This is a genomic window from Pantanalinema rosaneae CENA516 (assembly GCF_050753385.1).
GTDB classification, from domain to species: Bacteria; Cyanobacteriota; Cyanobacteriia; order Leptolyngbyales; family Leptolyngbyaceae; genus Pantanalinema; species Pantanalinema rosaneae.
In genome coordinates, this window is the sequence record NZ_JBLZFZ010000067.1 from 19,844 (window position 1) to 38,618 (window position 18,775).

The 18,775-nt window shown below is 50.1% G+C and carries 16 protein-coding genes; 7 read left to right on the forward strand and 9 right to left on the reverse strand.

Translation table 11 applies throughout. From position 1 onward, the window contains the following. The first annotated feature begins 175 nt into the window (after window positions 1-175). Entirely contained in the window at window positions 176-1,084 is a 909-nt protein-coding gene (locus tag ACN4EK_RS27185) for a phosphodiester glycosidase family protein (RefSeq protein ID WP_431661472.1), read from the forward strand. A gap of 9 nt (window positions 1,085-1,093) precedes the next feature. On the opposite strand, the gene ACN4EK_RS27190 is transcribed toward ACN4EK_RS27185, so the two are convergent. The 4 genes from ACN4EK_RS27190 to ACN4EK_RS27205 all read right to left on the reverse strand — a co-directional run bounded on the left by ACN4EK_RS27190 (window position 1,094) and on the right by ACN4EK_RS27205 (window position 4,389). Beyond that, complete coding sequence (locus ACN4EK_RS27190) at window positions 1,094-1,630, reverse strand: transcriptional repressor (protein WP_431661449.1); 537 nt, start codon at window positions 1,628-1,630, stop codon at window positions 1,094-1,096. Between the two features lie 308 nt (window positions 1,631-1,938). Further along, on the reverse strand, window positions 1,939-2,580 hold the full coding sequence (locus tag ACN4EK_RS27195) for a hypothetical protein (protein ID WP_431661450.1): 642 nt from the start codon (window positions 2,578-2,580) through the stop codon (window positions 1,939-1,941). Then, on the reverse strand, window positions 2,552-3,781 hold the full coding sequence (locus ACN4EK_RS27200; RefSeq protein ID WP_431661451.1) for an urease accessory protein UreH domain-containing protein: 1,230 nt from the start codon (window positions 3,779-3,781) through the stop codon (window positions 2,552-2,554). Before ACN4EK_RS27200 ends, ACN4EK_RS27195 begins: the two co-directional genes overlap by 29 nt. A 143-nt stretch (window positions 3,782-3,924) precedes the next feature. Next, window positions 3,925-4,389, reverse strand: a complete 465-nt coding sequence (locus tag ACN4EK_RS27205; protein WP_431661452.1) for a DUF4278 domain-containing protein — start codon at window positions 4,387-4,389, stop codon at window positions 3,925-3,927. 428 nt (window positions 4,390-4,817) lie between these two features. On the opposite strand from ACN4EK_RS27205, the gene ACN4EK_RS27210 reads away from it, so the two are divergent. After that, a complete protein-coding gene (locus tag ACN4EK_RS27210; protein ID WP_431661453.1) occupies window positions 4,818-5,870 on the forward strand; it encodes a Fe(3+) ABC transporter substrate-binding protein in 1,053 nt (350 codons plus the stop codon). Between the two features lie 163 nt (window positions 5,871-6,033). Here ACN4EK_RS27210 and ACN4EK_RS27215 read toward each other — a convergent pair whose 3' ends face one another. After that, entirely contained in the window at window positions 6,034-8,241 is a 2,208-nt protein-coding gene (locus ACN4EK_RS27215) for a CHASE2 domain-containing protein (protein ID WP_431661455.1), read from the reverse strand. 342 nt (window positions 8,242-8,583) lie between these two features. Here ACN4EK_RS27215 and ACN4EK_RS27220 point away from each other — a divergent pair, with 342 nt between their 5' ends. The 4 genes from ACN4EK_RS27220 to ACN4EK_RS27235 all read left to right on the forward strand — a co-directional run bounded on the left by ACN4EK_RS27220 (window position 8,584) and on the right by ACN4EK_RS27235 (window position 14,245). Then, entirely contained in the window at window positions 8,584-9,807 is a 1,224-nt protein-coding gene (locus ACN4EK_RS27220) for an MFS transporter (RefSeq protein WP_431661457.1), read from the forward strand. A gap of 175 nt (window positions 9,808-9,982) precedes the next feature. Beyond that, on the forward strand, window positions 9,983-10,933 hold the full coding sequence (locus ACN4EK_RS27225; protein WP_431661459.1) for an ABC transporter ATP-binding protein: 951 nt from the start codon (window positions 9,983-9,985) through the stop codon (window positions 10,931-10,933). A 17-nt stretch (window positions 10,934-10,950) separates the two neighbouring features. After that, window positions 10,951-12,561 carry a hypothetical protein gene (locus ACN4EK_RS27230; protein WP_431661461.1) on the forward strand — a complete coding sequence of 537 codons (1,611 nt, stop codon included), beginning with the start codon at window positions 10,951-10,953 and terminating at the stop codon, window positions 12,559-12,561. A gap of 43 nt (window positions 12,562-12,604) precedes the next feature. Continuing rightward, on the forward strand, window positions 12,605-14,245 hold the full coding sequence (locus ACN4EK_RS27235) for an ABC transporter permease subunit (RefSeq protein ID WP_431661463.1): 1,641 nt from the start codon (window positions 12,605-12,607) through the stop codon (window positions 14,243-14,245). Between the two features lie 103 nt (window positions 14,246-14,348). Here the strand turns inward: ACN4EK_RS27235 and ACN4EK_RS27240 are convergent, their stop codons facing one another. From ACN4EK_RS27240 to ACN4EK_RS27250, 3 genes are all read right to left on the reverse strand, one after another. Next, window positions 14,349-15,521, reverse strand: a complete 1,173-nt coding sequence (locus ACN4EK_RS27240) for an MFS transporter (RefSeq protein ID WP_431661465.1) — start codon at window positions 15,519-15,521, stop codon at window positions 14,349-14,351. Window positions 15,522-15,625: 104 nt separating this feature from the next. Then, a complete protein-coding gene (locus ACN4EK_RS27245; RefSeq protein WP_431661467.1) occupies window positions 15,626-15,874 on the reverse strand; it encodes a hypothetical protein in 249 nt (82 codons plus the stop codon). A gap of 364 nt (window positions 15,875-16,238) precedes the next feature. Next, the gene (locus ACN4EK_RS27250) at window positions 16,239-16,469 is read right to left on the reverse strand and encodes a photosystem II protein, Psb35-related (RefSeq protein ID WP_431661468.1); all 231 of its coding nucleotides are present in this window, start codon (window positions 16,467-16,469) and stop codon (window positions 16,239-16,241) included. A 216-nt stretch (window positions 16,470-16,685) separates the two neighbouring features. Between ACN4EK_RS27250 and ACN4EK_RS27255 the strand changes: the two genes are divergently transcribed. Further along, complete coding sequence (locus ACN4EK_RS27255; protein WP_431661469.1) at window positions 16,686-17,729, forward strand: hypothetical protein; 1,044 nt, start codon at window positions 16,686-16,688, stop codon at window positions 17,727-17,729. Between the two features lie 190 nt (window positions 17,730-17,919). On the opposite strand, the gene ACN4EK_RS27260 is transcribed toward ACN4EK_RS27255, so the two are convergent. Then, a partial coding sequence (locus ACN4EK_RS27260) for a creatininase family protein (protein ID WP_431661470.1) occupies window positions 17,920-18,775 on the reverse strand: 856 nt, incomplete at its 5' end.

Genomic DNA, 18,775 nt, shown 5'->3' on the forward strand with positions numbered 1-18,775 from the left:
CAGGCAGGTTTTGCAGATGGATGACGAAACCTGCCCTGCGATTATCGGGTGGGGGGCTGAGCTCACCTCTAAATCCTAAATCTTGCGTACACGCAAAGCATGAAACCGTGACCTGATATAGAAATTTCAGGTTTACTCCCCAGGCTTTGCTTTTTCGTCGTTTAAATGATTATTGATGAATTGGTCGCGATCGCTCAACGGTTCACTGGCAAACTGCCTGCTGATCCTAACCACTGCCTGTACCCCGTTCTCTCAATCCCCCTTAGCTGAGCAATCCTCCAGGGCGGCTTCCCCTCAGCCAACGATCGGCTACAAAACCTATGTCCTGCCTCGGAGTCTGGTGCATGTACTGACGATTCCTGTGAGCCGCTACCCAGTTCTCCCCATGGTGGCGGATACTTTGGAGTCAGTAGAAGCCTTTGCCCAACGCACAGACGCGATCGCGGTGATCAATGGTGGTTTTTTTGATCCACAAAATACTAAATCAACCTCCTACGTGGTAGTAAACGGTCAACAGGTGGCAGATCCACGCCAGAACCAGCGATTGATCGAGAACCCCGATCTGGCTCCCTATATGGACAAAATTCTCAATCGATCGGAGTTACGCCAGTATCAATGTGGCCCAAAAACGACGTATGACATTGTGCTGCACCAGTCCCCCGTTCCTCCAGGCTGTGAATTAACCCAGGCATTAGGTGCCGGGCCCCAACTCCTGCCTGAATCGACGGCTGTAACGGAAGGCTTTATCGACAATGCCAATGGCGTGGTCATTCGGGATGCCCTGGGAAGCCAACAGCCTAATGCCCGGAGTGCCGTTGGTCTGACTGGCGATGGCACGATGGTTTGGGTCGTGGCAACCCAGCCGCCAGAGCATCCCACGGGTTCAGGATTAACGTTATCCGAACTGACTGAATTCCTGCGATCGCTGGCGGTAGAACGGGCTATGAACTTGGATGGCGGTAGTTCGACCTCACTGTATTACCAGGGCAGGACAGTTTACGGCAAGCTAGACAGCGCCGGAGCTACCGTCAAACGCCAGATCAAGTCGGTGCTGCTGGTGCCAAACCCAGCAACCGCCAGGTAACGCTCAAGGCTATTGGGGAGAGTCGGGTTTATGAGAGTCACTGCCCTTGGTTGTCGCGATCGATCGCGAACAAATCCAGTTCGAGGGAACAGAAGCGGGCCACCCCATCCGTAGTGCCTCCGGACAGATTGTATAGATGGTTAATTGGCAATCAATCATCTGAAGCCCCGCTTTTTCCACTTGCTTGAGTCCCTGCTTCAGAATCGAGTCGTTCTCAAACTCAAACGTTTGGTTGCATTGAACACAAACTAAGTGATGATGCTGATGGGGAGAAGCGGTGTTCAGTTCATAATGTTTATGACCTTCTGCCAGTTCCAATTCTCGCAGAATGCCCATACGAGCCATGAGTTTGACGGTGCGGTAAACCGTGGAGAGGCTGACGGGTTCACCCCGATTAATCAACAGTTCGTGCAAGTCCTCCGCACTTAAATGATTTCCTTTAGGCAGGTTTTGAAAAACTTGCAGGATAATCTCTCGCTGGGGAGTCAGTCGCCAACCTTTCGCGTTAAGTTCTGCCTTGAGTGAATTAGCCGTATAAGAAAGCATGAGGTGCCTCTGTGCAATAAGGCTTGATATTGACAATGATAGTTGCAATATCAGCAGAATTGCAAGAAGACAGCCTATTGAGAATATATGGCAGAGATAAATTATATCAATGCTACTCTGTCCCTGCGTAGGTAGGCAATACAGGTCTTGAAGTTCTTGTCAAGAGAAAATTTTTGGTTTGACCTAGCTGGCATTAGCTCTAGATATAGCCTGCTACTGACTAGCAACACCCAGATTGCGAGAGAAGCTCCTACTTCTAGTAGCAATTCTCAATAAGTTGGCAAAAACGCGCAACAGTTTAAGAAAATTTATTTTCTTCGACTATATTTTATTGGGATCGCGGCTATCCCCAGCCCGATCGCTAAAATACTAGCAATCATGCTAATCTGCCACCCTGGCATTGCCTCAGCCGTCGCTGGCTCCGAGGTACTAGTGGTAGCGACTGGGGTTGGTTGAACAGACTGAGGTTGACTTGTGGAGCGACTACTACCTGCGGTGACTGTCACCGGATAGCTGACCTCAAACGGTGGAAAATTGGCTTCAGCCTGGGGAGCGCCACTCAAGGTCATCCGGTAGATGCCTGACTGCGGAAAAACAACTTCCGTACCTGGAATGCCTTGATAACGTTCAGCCGCGATCGCTGTTAAGGTGGGCTGTAATACTGGTGTCGTTTCTGGCGATCGCGGTTCTGGGTAAATGGCTAGACGGCAATCACACTGGGCGAGCGGAATGAGTTCGCCCCCTTGCCGAGTTAAGGCAAACCAAATGAGAGCCGGTTCTCCTGCCTTGGGATTGTGGTTTGGCTCCAGATGCATCGTGACAGCGACATCACCCGAGACTTCAACGTTGTGGGCGATCGCGACCGGAGCGATCGTTCCTAGTCCCATGCCACTGAGACAAAGCAGGGCAACCCATTGCCAGCTACGATTTTGGTTGGGTAGGACTGCCATAAAACTGCTCCAGAGACAACAATGACCAAACCCAGCGCGATCGCACCAGCAGCGCTCCCAGGGTCAAGCTACCTAGCAGAACCGACCCGATTTTGTGAGTGGCTGTCCATTGCAAGCCCCCTAAATAGCTGGAGCCTGCCAGGATGGCATGAATCGTGCATAACACGAGCGCCGGAACAGTTAATAAATGCACCTGCCGCCAACGCTGACCCATTGCCTGGACGATCCAATCCGCACTTGTGACTGCCGCCGGAGTGAGGAGGACAATGGCAAGAATGCCAGCCCAAATCCCCCATTGGTAAAGGGGAAGCGTAAAGCCAATGGCTTGCACATTCCAATTAAAGGTATGGTCGAGCATGTGCAGGACATGGGCGATCGACAGCACAAAGGCTCCCACACCTAACGCCCGACGGTAGTGCAATGGAAATGACCACAGGCGACTGAGCGGACGGGCAATCAATGCCAGCATCAGGCAGACTAGGGCGGCATGTCCGGTATAGTCCACCATGTCGCTGCTGCGTAAAAGCAGAAGAATCCCGATCGCGAGCGTGACCCAGCCACCCATGCGAAACAGTTGGCTACGGCGATCGGCGTTTAGCCTTGCCATTGATACACCCACACCGACCATGACTGGCAAAGTTCCGGCTCCAAACGCCAGCATGGTTGCCGCTCCCATCCAGGGACTGCCGGTGGCTGCCGCTTTAATCTGGGCAGCGTACAAAAAACCACAGGGAATCAGTCCCCATACCATACCTAACAGGGCAGGAGTTGCCCAGTGGGGAGCCAACGATAGCCGCATCATGGCATGGCTCAGGCGTTGATGCCCATCCCCGGGCTGGAGTGGATGCAACAGGGGCAATTTGGGTAAGAGTCCGGGTTGAATTTGGCTAAGACCAAACCAGATCAATAAGCTGCCTGTAACAATCGCGATGACTCGCCGCAACGCACTATCGATGCCTGCCAGTTGTCCACCCGCCATCAAGGCTGACCCGACCGCGCCGATCGCCGCCCCAACCAATACATAACTAATAATGCGTCCTAGATTTAACAGGCTATGAAAATAAATATGCTGTTGCCAAGTGGGCTGAGACGTGGATGGTTGAGAGAGGGAAAATGCTACAGTCACTGGCCCGCACATCCCCGCACAGTGACCAAAACTACCCAAAAACCCCAGGGTGAAAATCAATAGTAAATCCAGCATCCAACCTTTAGGTGTGAGGACGACTGTTAATCAGCCCGACTTAGGTCGATCTAACGAGCCTCCTGCGCATAGACAGAGGGCAATTCTCCCACACAGGGATGCTGGGGTCAAAAGACACCTTGTAAAAAATCCGCCAGCTCAACCTAGTTCTGAGAAATTTTTACGCCGCGATACTTGCGAACTACCGTTGGACGATCGCTAACGGATAGCTCGACCATCTGATGATTGGAGTTTGCGGGATGATTCCAGTCACAGCCCCGATATTTTCCGGACAGGGTTTCACTGGTTGGCTCTTCGGCTTCAGTCAGTGGTGAAATCGGTTGATAGTTGGCACCGCGATAGGTGAGTTGGGTCGTTGGTTCGGTAGGAGACAGCAATCGATCGGGGGGAAGCTCTGAGTGAGTCGAGGGGGGTTCCGGTTCAACTGTTCCACCCGAGCTAGATTGCGCTATAGGAGTGGGCGGAACAATGGCAAGTTGAGTCACCGCAAAGCCTGCCGTTAAAACGAGCAGCAAAATATACCAGGGAGCTTTAAACAGTCCAATCAGGGGTAAAGCGATCGCAGCCAGACTCAGTACGGCAACCAGTGTGAGACGGAGTAATGACATCGTGGCATCTCCATAAATTAGGAGTATTTGCATCCTACACCGATTTTTTTGGCAACGGCGACTTCATCTGCAATGGTTACTTGACAACGGCGATTGGCTTTGTATCTATCTAGATAATTTTGCAGTTATCTCAAAGCACAAGGAGGGTACGCCAAAATTAACTGGTTGCTAAAGATTATGATTAACTGCTATGGAGTCGTTGTTAGAGAGTGCTCTCCAGATCAGCCGAAAGTCTTTGATCAAGACTATGATCCAACCAGTGTAACAACCAGATGGGACTATGTTTGCTGACATCAGGAACATGGATAAATTTGACAATTTGTAGCATTAAGCTTGTGCAAATTCCTGAATTCCTCTATGCTTCTTTTTTGAAAGATTATCTCAACAAGTCTCCCTCGATTGAACATTAAGAGCACAACTGGCAAGCAATGAAGATTTCTCGACGTGTTTTATTAGCTTCTGGGGCAGCACTGGCAGCAGTGGCAGCCGGGTATCTGGGTGTGGTTCATTTCGCCAATGCCCAAGCGAATCGAGTCATTAATCTCTATTCAGCTCGGCATTACGATACTGACAATGCGATCTATCAGGGCTTTACCAAAAAAACTGGCATTCAGGTCAACCTGGTAGAAGCCGATGCTGACAAGCTAATTGAACGGATTAAAAGTGAAGGGGCAAATAGTCCTGCGGATGTGCTGATTACGGTGGATGCTGGACGGCTATCACGGGCACAGGCAGCGGGGATTTTACAACCTGTGAACTCGCAGGCATTGAGGTCAGCAATTCCGGCAAACCTGCGTGATCCCAATAATCACTGGTTTGGCTTATCTAAGCGGGCTCGCGTGATTGTGTATAACAAAGCCCGCGTGAAACCCTCGGAACTCTCAACCTATGAAGGGTTGGCAGATGCGAAGTGGAAAGGGCGGTTAATCTCTCGATCGTCCAGTCATGTCTACAACCAGTCATTAATCGGTTCGATCCTGGCGGCGCGTGGTCCACAGGCGACCGAACGGTGGGCACGGGGTATTGTGGCAAATTTTGCCAGCCCACCCGAAGGCAATGACACGGCTCAAATCAAAAAAGTGGCATCAGGTGCGGCAGATGTAACGTTTGTCAATACTTACTATGTCGCCCGATTGATGGAATCGAAGAAGCCGGAAGATCAAGCGGTCGCCAGCAAAATTGGGGTAGTTTTTCCGAATCAGGGCGATCGCGGCACCCATATCAACATTAGTGGCGGGGGAGTGGTCAAAACCTCCCGTAACCGAGCAGCGGCAGTGCAGTTTTTGGAATACCTGGCTAGCCCTGAGGCACAAACGATCTTTGCCCGCAGTAATAATGAATATCCTGTCCGGACAGGTATAGCCATGGATCCAGTAGTGGCTCGGATGGGAAAATTCAAAGAAGACAAACTTAATGCTGCGACCTTTGGGCGGAATAATACAGAAGCGCTGAAAATCGCCGATCGGGCAGGTTGGAAGTAACTCATTATTGAATGTTTACCTGAGTTGGTCGTTGATGCCTCACAATCAATGACCAATTTTTTGTTGGGACTGATGCATTGCCAAGATTCCATACATGGGTGGCTGGTTTGGTTCCCTCCTTAGAAAGGAGGGTCAGGGAGGATCAAAGGTTTTAAAATACAGCCTAGGAGGTAGACTCCGGCTGGGACTCTAACACTCTGGCAAACTCATAACGGCTTTTACCCTGTTGTTTGGCGCGGTACATAGCGAGATCGGCTTCCTTCACCAGGGTGTCTGCATCCTTACCGTCATTGGGGTAGAGGGCAATCCCAATACTACTAGTGACCGAAATGATCTGTTGCTCTAGCAAAAACTCATCCGCCAGGGTTTTGAGGATTTTTTCGGCAACGCGGGCGGCATCTTGAGCACTGGGAATGGCGGGCAAAATGACTGTAAACTCATCACCTCCCAAGCGCGATACCGTGTCGCTGCCCCGTAACGATCGCGTCAGGCGTTGAGCCACGGCTTTGAGGAGTAAATCACCCACATCATGCCCCAGGGTGTCATTAATCAGTTTGAAGCCATCCAGATCGAGGAACAGCAGCCCAACTAACTGTTGATTCATGTCAGCCCATTCCAGGGCTTGAGTCAATCGTTCATAAAACAGTTTGCGATTCGGTAAGCCAGTCAATGTATCGTGGTTTGCCAGATGACTGAGTTGAGTCGCCGATCGCTGTAACTCTGCATTCGATCGCACTAACTCAGCGGCAGTCCGTTTCAGTTCTTCCTCCATCCGCTTCCGTTCAGTAATGTCGCGGATCACGCCGACGAGAAATAGATTCCCAGCCGCATCTTTATGCAGCGATCGCTTGGTTTCAATGAAATAGGTGATGCCGTTGCGATTGGTAAAGGATTCCTCGTTTTCGTATGCTTGTTCAGTGTTAAAGACCTGTTGATCCTGATGCCGAAAGATGTCGGCTTCATGGCGGGGAAACACATCATAATCAGATTTATGGAGTACCTCTTCGACCGGATAGCCCAGTAATTTGCAAAACGCTTGATTCAGCACAATCCAACGATGCTGACTATCTTTGACGAAGATCGGATCGGGAATTGTATTAATAATCGTATTGAGAAATTCCTTCGATCGCTTTAATTCCTCTTCCAGGTGGGCAATGTGGGCAATGATCACAATCGCCGAGCCTGCCATCGCGAGCATCGGTGGCACTACGGGCAACCACCAACTCTGGAGAAAGGCTAAATAGGCAATGCTGACTAATCCTGCTCCAGAAATCAGGATGGCAAATGCCGATTTATGCGGCGATCGTAAGCTCCAACTCAACCGCGCTCCCACCCAAGCCCACACAAACACCCACAACCACTCTACGGGGTCAGACCAGATCTGAATCAGGGGGCGACCTTCCAACGCTGAACTAACGATTTGACTGACTAAGTTGGCTTGCAACTCAACTCCTGCCACTTTGCGCGGTTCATTAATGAATTGACCACTGTAGGAGGTATAGAAAAAATCCTTGAGGCTGGACGCGGTATGCCCAACCATGACAATCCGATCACGGAACACCTCAGGGGGCACTTGTCCCTGTAACACCTGGCTCATAGGAATGGTGTGAAAGGTTCCTGCCGGACCGCGCAGATTGGCTAAGAGTTGATAGCCGCCAGCATCCGTCCAAACGTAGCTGCCATCGTTCGCTTGAAAGGGCGGAAAAATCGTCTTGCCCAGTTGCAAATTTTTGGAACCATCGGTCGCCATTTGCGGCTTCACGTTCTCTGGTTTGAGATAGAGCAGTGCCAGAGCCAGGGCAAAACTGGTTCGCACCGAACCATCCTCTAGCGTCCAATACAACAAGCCTCGCCGGACTACCCCATCGGGATCGGCGACAAGATTATTAAAGCCAACTTGCTTACGATCGCCCAAAACGGGTGGGGCAGAGACTCCTGGACTGGTGCCATCCTGAATTTGCTCAATCCCAATCAGATTAGGAGTGGTGCGATAAAGCTGGAGTAACGCATCGTGACCAGGCTCTACCACCAGGTTGCGGTAAACATCTAACCCGATCGCCCGTGGTTTAGCGGCTCGAATTTTCTCCAAAAGTTGTGCCATCACATCATCGGGGACAGGCCAGCGTCCTACCTTACGCAAGTCGGGTTCATCAATGCCAACCAGAACAATGCGTTCATCGATCGGTTCTAACGGACGCAGGCGAAAAAATTGATCAAATGCTACTAGCTCGATCGCTTGCAGCCAACCTGCCAATCGCAATGCAACGACACAACCAGTAACTCCTACAGAGGTTAGCAGGACTCGATGACCGCGCCACGTCCTTTGCTGTAAGGTCGCCCAACGGTGAGTTTGACGTGGATTTGACTGCATGGCGAAATCTGAACCAGAGGCTGATCTGGGGGATAAAGGGTGGCGCAAAGGGATTGCTACATGATTTTTAGGTTGCCCCGTCTTCGGGGATCAGTGATCAGAAGTATTAGTGTAAACAGTCATTTCTAAGTATGGCAGTTCTATTAGGCAAGCTGTTTGAATCAAAGCAGCCGCTTACACTTGATTTAAACCTTAAAAATAGAACCGACTTTTTACCCTAAGAGGAGCAATCAGATATTTTTATGCTTAAAAGAATATTTTGCGCTATGTTTCGTGATTCAGTCAAAAAAACTTGAACGTAAGAAGAGTAGCTCACTATCAAGCCAGGTTCAGGAGTAAGTGATGATAGATGCTGGTGTGCCACGATCGCCCATTGTCTGGGCAAAAGTGTGTGGGTTAGCGACGGTTCAGGGAGCCATTACCCTGATGTGGGTGATCTACAACCTATATTTGCCCAGTTTGTTACAACAATTTGGCTTTCCACCCCAGCTCAGTATTGGGTTGTTAGTGATTGAAAATTTACTGGCGATCGCCCTGGAACCGCTCATGGGTAGCCTCTCTGATCGGGCTCGCATCTGGGTGGGTAGCCGCTTTCCGATGATTATTCTAGGGGTGGTATTGTCGGCAGCTAGTTTTATCCTCATCCCGGCGGTGATGGTAATCGGCAGTGCCGTGACCGCCCTCCAATGGATGTTGCCGATCATCCTGGTGCTATGGGCGATCGCGATGACGATTTTTCGGAGCCCCGTTCTGGCACTCCTGGGAAAATACGCCTTTGCCACCCGCTTACCCCAGGCTGCCAGCATTCTCATGTTTATGGGAGCGCTAGCTGGGGCGATCGGTGTGTTTGCGGCTCCGAGTCAGTTTCTCCTGAGTTTGGGCCCGACGCTCACCTTTGCGATCGGGTCAATGGTGTTGCTACTAGCGGCAATTTTGCTGCGACGCTTGGACGCTCAGTTCCCTGATTCAACCTCAGCCTCGATCGTAGAACCACTGACCACCCAAACCATCCAGACTTTACTCCCTGCGTTAGGGCGAATCTTTGGAACTGGGGTGGGAATTGCCTTAGGCGGTCGCTTGCTGAATACCGTGTTAAATCAGGCGCAGCTTCCACTCCATCCCGGCTTACTCACCGGGACATTTACGATCGCGGTTTTGGTAGTGACCTTGCCCGCTGGATGGCTAGCCGTCAAAGTTGGCAACCGTCCAACCATGTTAACGGGGCTGAGTATCCTGGCGGTCTTATTAGGACTGATGGTGTCCGTGGAAAGTCTGCGATCGGGGATGGGGATGGCGATATTACTGGGAGTTGCCTTTACGCCCGTCAGCAATGGCACGATTCCCTTTGCCTTTTCGCTAGTCCCCTTCGATCGGGGTGGGTTAGGCGTAGGGGTGTTTTTTGGGGGGAGTTCCCTCGCCGCAACCTTGCTCGGTACAGCCATCAACCAATGGGGCCCAGTGCCTCTAATTCCGGCAGCTTTGGGAGGCATAGTGGCGTTTCTCCTGGCGGGTTTATGTATTGATGGCGGCAGCCGTTGGCGAAAAATCGTGCCTGAACCTAAATAAGGGTATCCGAGCGAAGTGAGGCAACCTGGCAGATGTAGGGTGTTTGTAAGCCTTGGTTGCAATTTCCGAAATCAGGCTGCCAAGTGATGTAGGGAGAGGCTAGGCTAGCGTTAATTTAATGCGTGGCGCGGTTAACTCCACAGTTCCTGTCCTTACTCGATGTTGTAACCCTACTATGCCGAAAGAACTGGCAATTTCTACTCGCGGGCTGACTAAACAATTCGATCGCCAGATTGCCGTCCATGACGTTGATCTTCAGGTAGAGGCGGGAGAAGTGTATGGCTTAATTGGACCGAATGGGGCAGGAAAAACGACCCTGATCCGGATGTTGGCAACGTCAGAAGAACCCACGCTGGGGGAAATTTACATTAACGGAGAACGGTTGCTGCGGGATCAAAGTAATCCGTCCTTGAAACGCCAGATCGGTTATTTGCCGGATGATTACCCGTTATACGATGATCTGACCGTTTGGGATTATCTCGATTACTTTGCCCGGTTGTATCGCTTACGAGAACCTCGCCGCAGCCAACGTATGCGCGAAGTCTTAGAACTGGTGCAGTTAAGTCACAAGCGGAATAGTCAGATTTCCACCCTGTCCCGTGGGATGAAACAACGACTCAGTCTGGCTCGCACGATTATTCATGAACCGTTGGTACTGCTACTGGATGAACCTGTATCGGGACTTGATCCGATCGCGCGGGTGCAATTCCGGGAAATCATTAAAGTGCTGCAAGAAGCGGGGATGACGGTGCTGATCTCGTCGCATGTCCTCAGTGACCTGGAAGAACTCTGTACCTCGGTTGGGGTGATGGAGCTGGGTTATTTGGTGGAAAGTGCGTCATTGGATAGCTTATTTCGGCGGTTAAGTCGCCAGCAGATTATTTTAGCGACGTTGGGGGAACTGGAAGTCCTGAAGTCGGAACTAAAGAACTGTCCCCATGTTGAAGGGATGGAAGTGTTAACTGGAACACCTAAAGTTCGGGTGCATTTTTCGGGAACCTCAGAGGATAGTGCGGAGTTATTGCGATCGTTGATCCATGCCGAAATTCCGCTGACCGAATTTCAACCGACCCAGGAAAACCTGGAAACCATCTTCCTCAAGCTCGGACACCAACAAGCCTCCTAACCCAGCGACACTGAATCATGGCAAACCTGCTGCTACGCGCCACTGAGTGGAATCCCCAATTGTTTCGAGAGGTGAAAGGGCGATTGAAACGGTTGCCGATTGCGATCGCCGTTGCCGCTTCTTTGGCAGTGCAAGGGCTGATGCTGGTGTATTTCTGGAAACTCCTGCCTCATCCTTACTCGCTCTATCATCGGTACTATTCCAATCCCAATGGGGGAGTGGGTGGGGAGCAGATCCTGGATGCTTTAGGTCAACCAATCATCAATTGGCAGCTTTGGTGGTCTGATATTTTCCAGGCTTTAAGTTGGTTGCTTCCCCTTATCCTGTTGCTTGCCGGAACCTATGGATTAATCGCTGATTTAGCCAAGGAAGAGCAACGGGGTACGTTGAATTTTATTCGCCTCAGTCCCCAAACCAGTCAAAGTATTTTGCTGGGTAAGGCGTTGGGAGTCCCAATTCTCTCGATCGTGGCAGTAGCAACCGCAATCCCCTTGCATCTGATTGCCGCCATTATGGGAAATATGGGGGTTGGTTCAGTATTGAGCCTCTATTTACTGACGATCGCGGCCTGTGCCTTCTTTTACACGATGGCACTATTTTTTGTCTTGCAGGGAGCGACCCAACCTGGAGTGGGTCCTATCGTGGTTTCAGCCGGGTACTTTTTGTTTGCCCTTACCTACAACCACTTCTACTATTCCTACGATCGTCCCTACTATGGCTGGCATGGACAATGGTTCTATGCCTGGATCGGTGAGTCTCTAGCCTCGTCAGTGGGATTTGCGGTGATGATTTTAGGCGTAGGGACGTTCTGGCTCTGGCAATCTGTGAATCGCCGCTTCCGTAATCCCAATCGGACGTTAATCAGTAAGACTCAAAGTTATGGATTAACCGCCTGTGTGCAACTGTTCCTATTTGGCTTTGTGCTGCGCCAAACCTCTCCGGGCTTTGAGCACAGTGGCGATCTGATGGCGTTGTTAGGGATGAATTTACTTTGGTTCTTGATCATCATTGCCACCCTGACTCCCCAGCGCCAAACTTTGCTGGACTGGGCAAGATTTCGCCATGTACCAGTCACCGAGCTACCACAACACCCGCGATCGAAAGTCAGGCGATCGTTGCGGCAAGATTTGCTTTGGGGAGAGAGCAGTCCAGCGTTATTGGCGATCGCGGTTAACCTGCTGATTCCGATCGGGCTATTCACCCCCTGGATTCTTTCCTGGCTAAGTTCTGATTCCTTCCGAGCCGCGCCGCAACTGCGTGCCTTTAGTAGTTTGCTGATCTTCTCCCTCTTCCTGTTGATTTGTGCGGTGGTCGTGCAATTGTTTATGTTGAGTCAATTTAACCAACGGGGCAATCTGGCGATCGGGGTGACGGCTGGACTGATTGCGATTCCACCGTTGCTGCTGGCACTGCTTCATGTCTATGGTCTGGGGACGATTGCCTCGGCTCTTTGGTTATTTACAGCGATTGGCTTCATTCCCCTGTTAGCCCAAGTCATTCCTCCTATGACTGTGTTGCTTAGCTGCATAGGATATTTGGGGCTGTTTACCCTGCTGACTCAGCGCCTGGTGCATCGGTTACGTCAGGTTGGCGCGTCTGAGTTCAATCTAATTACCGCAGGTCGTTAGTGCATCCTTTTTGGCTCGATCGTTCCTTTTGGAGACTCTGCCCATGATTCCCAACCTACTTCTGCAAGCCACCGAGTGGAATCCCCAACTGTTTCGCGAAATTAGAGGTCGTCTGAAACAGCGTAATCTAGTTTTGACCGGTGGGCTGTCGCTTCTCGCCCAAGGCATTATTCTGCTGTACTTCTGGATGGTTTTGCCCACTAGTGAAACTAAGTACAGTCGCTACTTTGCGGGCAGTGATCCCTATAGCTATAGCCAGAACCAGGTTTTAGATGCTTTGGGCAATCCCGTAATCAACTGGCAACTCTGGTGGTTCGATATGTTCCAGGTTTTGAGTTGGCTGTTGCCCTTCACCATGTTGATTGCTGGCGTGTATATGCTGATTGATGACTTGGCAAAAGAGGAACGACGGGGAACCCTCAATTTCATTCGCCTCAGTCCTCAAAGCAGCCAGAATATTTTGGTGGGGAAGTTGCTGGGTGTGCCGATCGTTCCAGCGATCGCCGTGGCTCTGGCAGTTCCCTTACATGGGCTGGCAGCCATGCAAAGCGGAGTATCGGCGGGTGAAGTAGTCAGTATTTATCTATTAGCAGCGGCAACCTGTGTGTTCTTTTACACGGGAGCCGTTTTCTATGCCTTTTTGGGCGGGGCGCATAGTTGGTTAGGGGCAATCATTGTTAGCCTCTGTTACCTGATGTTTTTCCAGATTTATCAGGCGACGCATCATTACTCAACGGATCCCTACGGCTATTTAGGATTGGGGTTATGGTTTTACATTCCGATCGGCTCCAGTCTGCCGATGGCGGTTGGGTTTGCTCTGGTTTGTTTAGGGGTAGGAACCTTTTGGCTATGGAAATCAATCAATCGCCGGTTCCGCAATCCCAACCTGACGTTGGTGAGTAAGAAACACAGCTATTTGATTACGCTGTGCTTTGAGGTCATGATGTTCGGTTTTGTATTTCGGGAAGTCACCTACTCGTACTATCGACCCACCGAGGATTTAGGAATTCTGTCGGTCTTCAATATGCTGTGGTTTACGGTCATGATTGCGGCGCTGACTCCCCACCGTCAAACCCTATTGGACTGGGCACGCTATCGGCGGGAAACCCAAACGGGGCAAACGCGCTGGATGAAACAGATCTGGAATCGTTCCCTCATAAAAGATTTAGCCTGGGGGGAAAAAAGTCCGGCAATGCTGGCGATCGCGATTAATCTGATGATTCCAGTGGTACTATTTACGCCCTGGATCATCAGTTGGGTGGGCAATACCTACTACAATCAAGCAGGCACAATCTACGTTCTCCGGGCGATCGCTGGTTTGGGGCTGTTAACCCTGTTTCTGTTAGTCGCCGCTGCCCTGGCACAATTGCTGCTGTTCATGAAAACAAAGCGCCGGAACATCTTTGCTGTCACCATCATAGGGGCGTTGACCATCATCCCACCGTTGTTTTTGGCAGTGTTATCCAGTTATGCCTATAGCTATAGCGAAAGTGTCAAAGTCTTCTGGTTCTTTACAGCCTTTGGTTTCCTGCCATTGTTAGCAGAGGGGGCCGCCTTCACAACAGTCTGCTTTACCTTCCTGACGCATCTGGGGGCGCTGATGGTACTAACGAACCGCATGACGTATTTACTCCGTAAAGCCGGAGAATCGGAGTTTAAGGCATTAACTGCCAGTCGGGCATAGTTCTCGCTGGTAGCTTAGAAGCTTGTCGTTAGGGTAGGTGGGGCAAAGATACTGGTAAACACCAGTGAATTGATGTCCTGACCTACCTTGATTAATTTAAAGTTCAAATCTGATAGTTTTTGCGAGTGCCGATCGCCAGTCCCAACACCAGGAACGTCAGGATACCAGCCAGGTAGAGGGGGTAGCCATAGCTTGCCGGATGGGATTGACGAATTAATGTGCCAGCAATCACCGGTCCAACGGCATTAGAAGCACTGAGATAGGACGCATTTAAACCTAACGCTGTCCCCTGATCGGCTGGACGGGCATTTAATGAGATCAGGGCATTAATCATGGGCTGTACCAGGGAATTAAACAGGGAAAAAATGATACTAACGGTTACAAAATAGGTGACATTTGCCCAGATTGGCATTAAGACAAACGATGAACTGCGGATAAATAGCGCTAAGAATAAAATATAGACCAGGTTAAATTTGCGTGTAAGTAAGGTAATTCCCCAGGTTTGCATCACGATGCCCAGCACTCCAAATAGGAGAAACATGAGCGTGAGCGTATTGCTATTTTGATCTAAGACCTGGATGAAATAGGGTTGAAAAGCATAGGTAAAGATCGTGAAAGTTGTACCAATTAAGAAGTTGATGATAAGTAACGTTCCTATACGCGGAAAGGTTAATCCTTTAACTAAATTACCTAAACCTAAATCGAACCACTTCTGAGAACTGGCTACCTTTTGAGTTAAGGTTTCTGGCAACAAACTAAGGGTTAGGAGCAGCGCCACCAAGGCGATCGTTGCTGATACCAAAAAAGCCGCTCCCAGGGAAATTTGCTGCGCGAGTAGGCTAATGGCGGGGCCCAAAACAAACCCGAAGCCAAAGGCGGCACCATTAATTCCAAAGCCACGAGCCCGATTTTCTGGGGTAGTGACATCGGAAATGACAGCCTGAGCGACGGACGCATTGCCGCCAGTAATGCCATCCAGAAAGCGAGCCAGGAATAGAACTGTCGCTGTTGAGGCAGTGCCAGCAATTAAATTTGCGATCACGGTTCCCAATAGACTGATCACCAATAATGGTTTGCGCCCAAACCGATCGGAGAGTTTACCGATTACTGGAGTCGCGAAAAATTGCGAGAGAGCGTAGGTGGAAAATAATAAGCTGGTCTGGAAATCCGTTAAATCAAACTGCCGACCATATAAATAAATAACGGGAATCAGAATGGTAAAGCTAAGAGAATTAATTAGCGAAATTAAGGCAATAATCCAGAAGTTGCGGTTCATGCAGTGGGGAGTAGCCAGGTAGGATCAGGAGATGGCAAACTCGCTTAAATCCTAGCTTTTTTGATTCCACCTGCAATATATCAATAGAGTTATCACCTGTTCGGCTAAAAACCAGCGATCGCCACCAACTTTTCAAAACTAATTGGTTGGTTCATTGAAGTATCTAGCGCTTGGCTATGGGGAAAGTGTTTTTTAAGAAAGATCAATAATTTTTTTAGGGTAGGGAAATCCCATTGAGCGCGATACACTAACTGACCATAATGATTCAACTCAGAGATTTGTAGCTGATATTTAGCATCAGGATGACTACCGCTACGAAACCGAATGCTGTGCCGATAGGAATGAGAAGTCATAGAGATAACGATGTAATTTGAATCTACATTGTTATCATCTGGGATTTTTCATTCGACCAAAGTGAGTATCATCCAGTACCCAGGTTGATTCTGACCGCTCTAGTTGAGTGAGTCTACGCCTTAAGGGAGATTGATCCTCGTCACTCAGGTCAGGGACACGATCGCCCAACTGCCCTCAGCGCAACGACTTCCCCAGCCTCCATTTGGGAAGACCAGGGAAGTTTTTGGCTGTTGTAGCGGGCAAGTTGAGCCGAGGAACATTCGTGTCTAGAACCCAGGTTACTCAACAAGCTGGACTTGGAACTGGGGTCGATCGAGCAGGAGAGCATGGCTCCTTGATTCACTTACGGTTAACGAGGCTGGTTTATGCATTCGGTAGTGTACTGCTGGTATAAGCATCCAGGCTGTAAGCAGGAACGCGGGTACTGTAGTCGATCTTGGTGCCCGTTACCGTTTCGGATAGGCGCTCAAACGAAGCCGATCGCCAGTTGCGCTCATGAATGGGTTTGGTCTGTTCACCCCGGAAGTATGCCATTGTGCCCAAGACTGAAGCTGCAACCCAACCAACAACAAATAGGGCAATCAGGATAGTCATAGAAGCCTCCAAAAGTAAAATCTTGTTTCAATCTGTAAACAAATGTAACAAATACTTGCTGAATATGTAAACATGCTCATTTGGTGTAAAAACCGATCTATAGCTGCCGGTTCGCTGGATAAAATGGGCTAGGCGATCGATAAACCCCACGGTTTTCCTGATCCAACCGGGCATTCTAGGGACAGCAACCTACCCTTACCTGTGAGGCTTAGCGCAATGACCAATTCCCAGTCTAATTTGCTCGACCAAGCCAAGCAGGGCGATCCTCAGGCGATCGCAGCCATAATGAATCGTTCCTTGCACCCCAAGGGCATTCTGGTCAAAACGGCGTTGCAAGGGGAGTGTCTGGAGATTTTTCTGGAATCTCTCGATCCGCCGGAGCAAATCACATTAATGGCATATATCCGCCGGGGGATTGAGAACCTGGGGCTGCGATCGCTGACCACCGTGAAGGTGTATGGATCTCAAACCGGCAGTGATACTCCAATCTGGCAGGAAGAATTTGGGTTGCAAGCAGGAGCGCCAGATTTTGTGTCTGACTTTGAATTGCCGGTGCGTCACACTGTTCCTGAACCGCAACCCCGGACGAATCCAGCGCCGGAGGCAACCCGATCGACCCATGCGCCACAGAATCACGCGACTGATGCCGGAGAACAGTTTCAGCAGACGATGCAAGATGCGATCGCGGCATTCAAACTATTTATGATCAATCCTCTGGGTGGGTTGCCTGGCTTCTATGAAGAGGTAGGGAAGCAACGGGCATTAAGAGTAGGGGCAGTATTTTCTCTGTTTTACATCGTTTGTTTGCTATTTAGTGCATTTAGTCTTAATAAAACCTTTGGCAACTATCTGTCAGTAATTCGGTTTAACTTTACGAATATCCTTTTTATCGGTATTGCTCAGGTGCTGGGGTTTTGGGCAGCCACCGCCCTCAGCCGCAAGATGTTTAAAGGCTATGGCGCACTGGCTGGGGATATCTTTATTGTGGGCATCTCTTCCCTGGCTCCAGCCTTGTTTCTGCTACTTAGCAGCATGATCGGGATCCTCAATTTTGAGACGATTTTGATTTTATTAACGGTAGCGACCAGCTACTCGACACTTACCCTGTATGCGGGTTGTCATAGGATTTCTAAAATTCCCGAAACCCTGTCGCCGCTTGCTGTTGCCTTTATCCTGGTGTTTACAGGTTGGTTATCTAAAATCGTGATGACTTCGATGGTGCAATCGATGTTGCAAAACGGTTATCGCGGTGGATTTTGAAGCACTAGTGTTCCGTCAGGAAAATTTTGACGGGTCGAAGACCTGCAAAATTCAACCTCAATCAACAACCTGGGTTTTAGCGACCCGTCAATGATTAATTGACTGACCACTAGGGTCGTGTTCGGATGAATTAACGAAGATGGGAAGTGGGGAGTGGGAAGTGGGGTTGGCTGGGAGCAGCAGGCTTTGGTCAGATTTGCGGCGATCGAAATTGGTAAATCTCGGTAATCACGCTTGCCCAACCTTCTGCCAGAGAATTAAGTATGCGATCGCCTTTCTCTGGTGTGGCGGTCGTCGGATCACCCATGACCCCACTCTGGCTCAGATCACGAGTTACCCAGGCAACGGGTAGCTTGCCCTCTAAACTGAGGAGGCTCTGTTCGGGCAGGGAGGGGGGATATTCAGCGATCGCCCGTTCCATCTTCACCTGATCCGGCAGAATCGCCAGTAATAAACTGGTTTCGGCATCTCCGGCATGGATCCCGAATTCCCGTTCTTTAGGCGTTAGCAATTCCGCTGCCATATTCGGCACTCGCCAGGTGAACAGCGGAAACACCAGGAAATCGGCATAACGCTGATGCAGATCCCGCGCCACGATTTCCATAATTTGGGGCTGTCCCCCGTGGGAGTTCATTAATACCAACTTCCGAAAGCCAGCTCGATAAATGCTTTCGCCTACTTCCATCAAGATCGACATTAAGGTTTGACTACTTAAGGTAATCGTGCCCGGAAAATGCCAGTGTTCATTAGATTTGCCATAGTCTAAGGATGGTAGCGCATAGGCTGGGATCTCTGGGGCTAGTCGTTCTAATGCTTTCCCTAATACAGCCACCCCGATCGCGGCATCGACGGCTAACGGTAAATGATAGCCATGTTGCTCGATCGCCCCTACAGGCTGAATAATCACGACATTTTCCTTATCCGGCATGGCTTGGATATCTGACCAGGCGAGGTAGGCAAAGAAGCGATCGGGGGGGATAAAGTTGTGCAGCATAGGACGGGAGATGGGAAAGATAGGGGGATGGGGCTGTCTCTTATACACATCT

Excerpts from the sequence above, each read along its gene's own strand:
- ACN4EK_RS27185 (WP_431661472.1), top strand. The coding sequence starts at position 176 with ATGAATTGGTCGCGATCGCTCAACGGTTCACTGGCAAACTGCCTGCTG.
- ACN4EK_RS27190 (WP_431661449.1), bottom strand. The coding sequence starts at position 1,630 with ATGCTTTCTTATACGGCTAATTCACTCAAGGCAGAACTTAACGCGAAA.
- ACN4EK_RS27210 (WP_431661453.1), top strand. The coding sequence starts at position 4,818 with ATGAAGATTTCTCGACGTGTTTTATTAGCTTCTGGGGCAGCACTGGCA.
- ACN4EK_RS27200 (WP_431661451.1), bottom strand. The coding sequence starts at position 3,781 with ATGCTGGATTTACTATTGATTTTCACCCTGGGGTTTTTGGGTAGTTTT.
- ACN4EK_RS27255 (WP_431661469.1), top strand. The coding sequence starts at position 16,686 with ATGACCAATTCCCAGTCTAATTTGCTCGACCAAGCCAAGCAGGGCGAT.
- ACN4EK_RS27230 (WP_431661461.1), top strand. The coding sequence starts at position 10,951 with ATGGCAAACCTGCTGCTACGCGCCACTGAGTGGAATCCCCAATTGTTT.
- ACN4EK_RS27225 (WP_431661459.1), top strand. The coding sequence starts at position 9,983 with ATGCCGAAAGAACTGGCAATTTCTACTCGCGGGCTGACTAAACAATTC.
- ACN4EK_RS27240 (WP_431661465.1), bottom strand. The coding sequence starts at position 15,521 with ATGAACCGCAACTTCTGGATTATTGCCTTAATTTCGCTAATTAATTCT.
- ACN4EK_RS27215 (WP_431661455.1), bottom strand. The coding sequence starts at position 8,241 with ATGCAGTCAAATCCACGTCAAACTCACCGTTGGGCGACCTTACAGCAA.
- ACN4EK_RS27220 (WP_431661457.1), top strand. The coding sequence starts at position 8,584 with ATGATAGATGCTGGTGTGCCACGATCGCCCATTGTCTGGGCAAAAGTG.
- ACN4EK_RS27195 (WP_431661450.1), bottom strand. The coding sequence starts at position 2,580 with ATGGCAGTCCTACCCAACCAAAATCGTAGCTGGCAATGGGTTGCCCTG.
- ACN4EK_RS27245 (WP_431661467.1), bottom strand. The coding sequence starts at position 15,874 with ATGACTTCTCATTCCTATCGGCACAGCATTCGGTTTCGTAGCGGTAGT.
- ACN4EK_RS27250 (WP_431661468.1), bottom strand. The coding sequence starts at position 16,469 with ATGACTATCCTGATTGCCCTATTTGTTGTTGGTTGGGTTGCAGCTTCA.
- ACN4EK_RS27235 (WP_431661463.1), top strand. The coding sequence starts at position 12,605 with ATGATTCCCAACCTACTTCTGCAAGCCACCGAGTGGAATCCCCAACTG.
- ACN4EK_RS27205 (WP_431661452.1), bottom strand. The coding sequence starts at position 4,389 with ATGTCATTACTCCGTCTCACACTGGTTGCCGTACTGAGTCTGGCTGCG.